Source organism: Micromonospora sp. NPDC050686, from assembly GCF_040654475.1.
GTDB lineage: Bacteria > Actinomycetota > Actinomycetes > Mycobacteriales > Micromonosporaceae > Micromonospora.
In genome coordinates, this window is sequence record NZ_JBFAID010000040.1 from 60075 (window position 1) to 66862 (window position 6788).

The 6788-nt window shown below is 72.2% G+C and carries 5 protein-coding genes and 1 pseudogene; 4 read left to right on the forward strand and 2 right to left on the reverse strand.

Annotated elements, in window-relative coordinates; genetic code table 11:
- Window positions 1-35 precede the first annotated feature (35 nt).
- Window positions 36-965 (reverse strand): carbohydrate kinase, encoded by a 930-nt coding sequence (locus AB0H57_RS23070; protein ID WP_357509630.1) that lies wholly within the window; start codon window positions 963-965, stop codon window positions 36-38.
- A gap of 51 nt (window positions 966-1016) precedes the next feature.
- Here AB0H57_RS23070 and AB0H57_RS23075 point away from each other — a divergent pair, with 51 nt between their 5' ends.
- Window positions 1017-1163 carry a hypothetical protein gene (locus tag AB0H57_RS23075; protein ID WP_357509632.1) on the forward strand — a complete coding sequence of 49 codons (147 nt, stop codon included), beginning with the start codon at window positions 1017-1019 and terminating at the stop codon, window positions 1161-1163.
- Between the two features lie 263 nt (window positions 1164-1426).
- Window positions 1427-2551, forward strand: coding sequence for a lytic polysaccharide monooxygenase (locus AB0H57_RS23080; RefSeq protein WP_357509634.1), 1125 nt, complete (start codon window positions 1427-1429; stop codon window positions 2549-2551).
- A gap of 64 nt (window positions 2552-2615) precedes the next feature.
- Here the strand turns inward: AB0H57_RS23080 and asnB are convergent, their stop codons facing one another.
- Window positions 2616-4577: an asparagine synthase (glutamine-hydrolyzing) gene (gene asnB, locus AB0H57_RS23085; RefSeq protein WP_357509636.1), complete on the reverse strand. Its 1962-nt coding sequence runs from the start codon at window positions 4575-4577 to the stop codon at window positions 2616-2618.
- Window positions 4578-4686: 109 nt separating this feature from the next.
- Between asnB and AB0H57_RS23090 the strand changes: the two genes are divergently transcribed.
- Both AB0H57_RS23090 and AB0H57_RS23095 read left to right on the forward strand, forming a co-directional pair.
- Complete coding sequence (locus tag AB0H57_RS23090) at window positions 4687-6168, forward strand: aminopeptidase P family protein (RefSeq protein WP_357509638.1); 1482 nt, start codon at window positions 4687-4689, stop codon at window positions 6166-6168.
- Window positions 6169-6415: 247 nt separating this feature from the next.
- Window positions 6416-6788 (forward strand): annotated as a pseudogene (locus AB0H57_RS23095) (hypothetical protein); the annotation flags it as partial.

The following is a 6788-nucleotide window of genomic DNA, read 5'->3' on the forward strand; positions in this document are numbered from 1 at the left end:
GGGTTGTCCCGCGCCTGTCCGCGGGCCCGCCGGCGTCACGCGAAGCGGCGGGCCACCTCGGCCCGGGTGGGCATGGAGAGCGCGCCGCCCGGCGACTCGCAGACCAGGCCGGCCACCCGCAACGCGAACGCCACCCGCTCCTGCCACCCGGCGGGCCCGGCCGGCTCGCCGTCGACCAGCAGCTCGGCGATCAGCGCCGCCATCACCGAGTCGCCGGCGCCGGTGGCGTCCACCGCGTCGACCTTCGGCGCGGGAATCCGGACCGGGTCGGGCCCGGCGGCCACCACTGCGCCGTCCGCGCCCAGGGTGACCACCACCGTCCCGGCGCCCAGCTCCCGCAGGTACGCGGCGACGCCCTCGACCGGCTCCTGCGGATAGAGCAGGGCGGCGTCGGCGGCGCTGAGCTTGACCAGGTGCGCCGTGGCGGCGAACTCGGCCACGATCCGGCGCAGCTCGACCAGCGCGGCCGGGCCGTCGAGCAGCCGGGGACGCACGTTCGGGTCGAACACCCGCAGGCCGGTGGCGAGCGACCAGGCCCGACGGGCGGCGGCGAGCACCAGCGGGCAGAGCAGCACGATCGAGCCGCCGTAGAGCACGTCCGCCCCCTCGACCAGGGCGACGTCCAGGTCGTCGGCGGTGAGCAGCCCGTACGAGGGCGGGTCGCCGTAGAACCGGAAGTCGGGCTCGGGGCCGGCGTGGGTGGTCACCGCCAGCGAGGTGGGCACCGGCACGGTCACCGCGCCGGCCAGCCCCACCCCGGCGTCGCGCAGGAACGCCCGGATCCGGTCGGCCAGCACGTCGTCGCCGAGCGAGCCCACGAAGTGCGCCGCGCCGCCGAGCCGCGACACCCCGACCGCGACGTTGAGCGGCCCGCCACCGATCTCCTGCCGGAAGACCGGCCGGCCCTCCTGCTCGGCGTCGAGCAGGTCGATCAGCGCCTCGCCCAGCACCACCGCGTATCCCACGACTCCTCCAGAGATCAGATCTGTCGCACCCAGGCTGACACACTCACCGCCGTGACGATCGCTGAGGACACCGTATTGGCCTACTGGGCCGTCTGCGAGGACCGCGACCGGGTCCGCTTCGGGGCGCTGCTCGCCGAGGAGATCGTCTACGACCTGCCGCAGCCGGCCGGCCGGGAGCATCTCGTCGAGCGACGCTGACGCATCGGAGCCTTCCTATTGCGCTCCGGCCTCGGGGCGTGGTGGGATGGCGCTGCCGGGTGTGCGCGGGGGCTGCCGCGCCGCCCGCGCCGGGTTCAGTCCACGCGAGGGCACCGGTCCGCACCGACGGACCACGGACAGCCGTGTCCGCCTGCCTCCGGGGCCGGTGGACGCGGTCGCTCCCCCGGCGAGTCCCTGTCGCCGCGCCTCGGCCGGGCACCGTGGCGGGCGCCGACGGGCTCACCCACCTCGAAGGAGAACCCGTGCACCGATCCCGTACGGCCGCGCTGCTCACCGCGGTCGCCACCCTGGCCGTGGGCGCACTCGCCCTCGCCACCGGCTCCGATCCGGCCGCCGCGCACGGCGCCGCGATGACCCCGGGCGCCCGTACCTTCCTGTGCTGGAAGGACGGCCTCAGCACGACCGGGGAGATCAGGCCGAACAACCCCGCCTGCTCGGCGGCGGTCGCCGAGAACGGGCCGAACTCGCTGTACAACTGGTTCAGCGTGCTGCGCTCCGACGCCGGCGGCCGGACCACCGGCTTCATCCCCGACGGCAAGCTGTGCAGCGGCGGCAACCCGGGCTTCAGCGGCTACGACCAGGCGCGCAACGACTGGCCGATCACCCACCTGACCGCCGGGCGGACGATGGAGTTCCGCTACAGCAACTGGGCCCACCACCCGGGCACGTTCTACTTCTACGTGACCAAGAACAGCTGGAGCCCGACCCGTCCGCTGGCCTGGAGTGACCTGGAGGAGCCGTTCCTGACGGTGACCAACCCGCCGCAGCGGGGCGCGGTGGGCACCAACGACGGCCACTACTACTTCACCGGCACCCTGCCGGCGAACAAGAGCGGGCGGCACATCATCTACTCCCGCTGGGTCCGCTCGGACAGCCAGGAGAACTTCTTCGGCTGCTCGGACGTGACCTTCGACGGCGGCAACGGTGAGGTGACCGGGGTCGGCCCCGGCGGCGGCAACCCGTCACCGACGCCCACCAGCCCGACGCCCACCCCGACCAACCCGACGCCCACCCCGACCTCGCCCACCCCGACCCCGACGCCGACCACGCCGCCGCCGGGCGGCGGCGACTGCATGGCGATCTACAAGGTGGTCAGCTCCTGGCCCGGCGGGTTCCAGGGCGAGGTCACGATCATGAACCACAGCACCCGCACGTACGCCGGCTGGACAGCGAACTGGACCTGGCCCAGCGGCCAGACCATCAACTCGGTGTGGAGCGGCACGGCCAGCACCAGCGGCGCGGCGGTGACCGTCACCAACGCGGCCTGGAACGGCACCGTGGCACCGGAGGGCACCACCAGCTTCGGTTTCACCGCGAACACCCCGGGCGCCAACACCCTGCCCACCGTCACCTGCGCCGGTCGCTGACCCGGCCCAGGTGCTAAGCGGGGCCCCCGGTACAACGGAATGCGTTAACCGGGGGCCCCTCCTTTCATCGCACCATGCTGCCGACCGCGGGCTTGGTGAGCAGGGCGGACTGGTTGCGCTGGATGCCCGGGTCGAGGGTCCGCGCGACGAAGATGGCGTGCCAGACGCAGAAGATCAGCACCGTCCACACCTTGCGGGAGTGGTCGGCCTCGCCCCGCTTGTGCGCCTCCAGCAGCCGCAGCGCGTACGGCAGGTCGATCAGGTCGCCAGCGCCGGAGGTCGTCAGCATGTGCCGGGCCCACTCGTACATCTCGCCGCGCAGCCACACCCGGGTCGGGGTGGGGAAGCCGAGCTTCCGGCGGTTCACGATGGCCGGGGGCACGATGCCCTGCAACGCCTGGCGCATCGCGTACTTGGTGGCGTCGGAGCGGGGCGGGATCTTCAGGTTCACCGGGATGCCGGCGGCCACCTGGAAGACCTCCCGGTCGAGGTACGGCACCCGCACCTCCAGCGAGTGCGCCATCGAGATCCGGTCCGCCTTCACCAGGATGTCCCCGCGCAGCCAGGTGTAGAGGTCGACGTACTGCATCCGGGTGACGTCGTCCAGCTCGGTGCACTCGGCGTAGATCGGCGCGGTCACGTCGGTGTAGCGCACCGACGGGTCGTACTGGCGCAGCAGCCGCTGCTTCTCCGCCTCGGTGAACATCCGGGCGTTGCCGTAGTAGCGCTGCTCGATCGGGGTGGTGCCGCGCTCCAGGAAGCTGCGGCCCTTGACCCCCTCGGGGATCACCCGGGCCAGCGCCCGCAGCCCGGCCCGTACGCCCCGGGGCAGGCCGTTGACCCGGCTCAGCGACAGCGGCTCGCGGTAGATGGTGTACCCGCCGAAGAACTCGTCCGCGCCCTCGCCGGAGAGGACCACGGTGACGTGCTCGGCGGCCTTCTTGGCCACGAAGTACAGCGGCACCAGCGCCGGGTCGGCCACCGGGTCGTCCAGGTGCCAGATGATCTTCGGTAGCGCCTCCATCATGTCCTGCGGCCCGATCTTCGTCGGGATGGTGGTGACGTCGAGGTGCCGGGCCGAGTCCTGGGCCACGTCGATCTCGGAGTAGCCGTCCACGTCGTACCCGACGGTGAAGGTGAGGATGTTCGGGTTGAACTCCCGGGCCAGGGCGACCACCGCGGTCGAGTCGATGCCGCTGGACAGGAACGAGCCGACCGGCACGTCCGAGCGCATGTGCACCCGGACGCTGTCCCGCAGGGTTTCCCGGATCCGGTGGTAGAGGCGCTGCTCGTCGGAGACCGGGGCGGGGTGGAACACCGGGCGGAACCACCGGCGCACCTCGATCCGGTAGCCGGGGCTCCAGGTGAGGCACTCCCCCGAGCCGATCCGGCCGATGCCGCGGTGCAGGGTGCCGGGTTCGGGGACGTACTGGAGGGTGAGGTAGTGGCTCAGGTTCGCCGGGTCCACCCCGGCGTCGCCCGCCCCCGCCGACGGGGCGAACGGCAGCAGGGCCTTCTTCTCCGAGGCGAGGTAGAGCCCGTCGGGGGTCTCCAGGTGGTACAGCGGCTTGATGCCGAACCAGTCGCGGGCGCCGAACGCCCGGCGCTCCTGCCGGTCCCAGATGACGAAGGCGAACATGCCGCGCAGCCGGGTGAGCATCTGCTCGCCCCAGTGGTGGTAGCCGGCGACGACCACCTCGCCGTCGCCGTTGGTGGCGAATCGGGCGCCGAAGTCCCGGATCAGCTCGTCCCGCAGCTCGACGTAGTTGTAGATCTCGCCGTTGTAGGTGAGCAGGTAGCGCCCGTCCGCGTAGCTCAGCGGCTCGTGGCTGGACTCCACGTCGATGATCGCCAACCGCTTGTGCCCGAAGACGACGTCCGTGCGCCGGCCGGAGACGTCGCCCACCACCTCCACCCCGGTGTCGTCCGGGCCGCGGTGGTGCAGGCACTCCAGCGCCTCGGCGACGGCGTCGCGCTGGGCCGCCGCGTCTCCACGAGCACTGAAAAACGCCAGAATTCCGCACATAGCTGGCATCGTCGCACGAGAAACGAATTCATGAGGCCGCCTCGGGATGTCTGCCCGAACCCGCGCGGTACCGTCGGGACCAGCATCGAGGCGCTAGGGAGGGCGGAAGATGGCTGAGGAGCGGGCCCAGGGGAAGCCGGCGGACGGCACCGAGTCGCACGACCCGGATTTCCCGGAGGCGTTCCTGGAGTTCATGCGGCAGGGCTGGCGGGACACCGAACTGCCGGTGGGACCCCGGCCGGAGGTGCCGAATTACGCCAAGCGCCGGGCCGCGCTCTCCGCGGCCTTCCCCGGGGAGACCCTGGTCGTCCCGACCGGCGGCGAGAAGGTACGCGCCAACGACACCGACCACCCGTTCCGGCCGGGCAGCGACTTCGCGTACCTGACCGGGGACCACGACCCGGACAGCGTCCTGGTGCTGCGGCCCAACGGCTCCGGGCACGACGCCACCCTGTACATGCGGCCCCGCTCGTCCCGGGTCACCGACGAGTTCTTCCGCAGCCGCAACGGCGAGCTGTGGGTGGGGCGGCGGCACACCCTCGGCGAGAAGTCGACCGAGCTGGGCCTGCCCACCGCCGACCTGACCGAGCTGGAGGCGGCGCTGGCCGACTGCGCGCCGGGGCGTACCCGGGTGTTGCGGGGCTTCGACGCCCGGGTGGACGCGGCCGTGCGGCCCTTCGACGGCGCCCGCGCCGACGGCCAGCCGGGCCGGGACCGGGAGCTGGCCATCGCCATCTCGGAGCTGAAGCTGGTCAAGGACGAGTGGGAGATCGCCCAGCTCCAGGACGCCTGCGACGCCACCGTACGCGGCTTCGAGGACGTGGCCCGGGCGCTACCGGCCGACCGGCGGGTCTCCGAGCGGCTGTTGGAGGGCATCTTCGCGCTGCGCGCCCGGCACGACGGCAACGAGGTCGGCTACAACTCCATCGTCGGGGCCGGCGAGCACGCCACGATCCTGCACTGGGTGCACAACCACGGCGCCACCCGGCCGGGTGAGCTGCTGCTGATGGACATGGGCGTGGAGAACCGCAACCTCTACACCGCCGACGTCACCCGGGTGCTGCCGGTCGACGGCCGGTTCACCCCGTTGCAGCGCCAGGTGTACGACGCCGTTCATCACGCCCAGCAGGCGGCGATCGACATCATCCGGCCCGGCGTCGGGTTCAAGGACGTGCACCTGACCGCCATGCGGGTGCTCGCCGAGGCGCTGAAGGACCTCGGGCTGCTGCCGGTGAGCGTGGACGAGGCGATGGACCCGGCCTCCACGGTCTACCGCCGGTGGACGCTGCACGGCACCAGCCACATGCTCGGCATCGACGTGCACGACTGCGCCAACGCCCGCAAGGAGACCTACCGGGACGGCCCGCTCGGCGAGGGCTACGTGCTGACCGTCGAGCCCGGGCTGTACTTCCAGCCCGAGGACGAGCTGGTTCCCGAGGAGCTGCGCGGGATCGGCGTACGGATCGAGGACGACATCCTGGTGACCGCGACCGGCGCGGTGAACCTCTCGGCCGGCCTGCCGCGCCGCTCCGACGAGGTGGAGACCTGGCTGGCCGAGCAGCGCGAGGCCGGCCCCCGCCTGCCGGGCTGACCGCCCGGGCCCCGTCACGGGCCCCACCCACGGGTGCGTGCGCACCCGTGGGTGGGGCCCGTCGTCGTTGTCCGGCTCGCCCGTTAGCTACCTTCTCTGACCGCTTACGCGGGCTTTCTTCGTATTCGCCTGTGTCGTGAGGATCGTTCTCATAGGTTGGCGATCGGAGGCTGCAACCGATTTGTAGCCGGTCGCGCCCCTTCTATCGGCACGACCCGTCTGGTAGCGGAAAGGGCGGAAGGCTCTGATGTCTAACGACGACGTAACTACTCCCGCCGGGGAGATTCACACCACTCCACCGGCGACAAGACGGCGGGCGCTCTGGGTCGCCACCGGCGTGGCCGGGCTGACCGGCGTCGTCGGCCTGGCAGCCCTCAGCGGCCTCGCCGCACGCGACAACAAGTCCGGCGACGCGCAGCGACCGGCGGACCAGCAGGCCGCCGCGCAGCAGAACGTGAGCGACGCCGGGCCGGAGAGCGGGAAAGCCGACCAGGGTGCGAAGAACGAGGATGGCGACCGGTCCGGCAAGGGCCGGGACGAGGACCGGGACGAGCGTGGGCACGTGCGGGAGGTGCCCTGCGACGACGAGAAGCTGATCGAGGCGGTCGACCTGGCCAACC

Bases quoted from the DNA above. Each gene is read 5' to 3' on its own strand.
- AB0H57_RS23090 (WP_357509638.1), top strand. From the start codon at position 4,687: ATGGCTGAGGAGCGGGCCCAGGGGAAGCCGGCGGACGGCACCGAGTCG.
- asnB (WP_357509636.1), bottom strand. From the start codon at position 4,577: ATGTGCGGAATTCTGGCGTTTTTCAGTGCTCGTGGAGACGCGGCGGCC.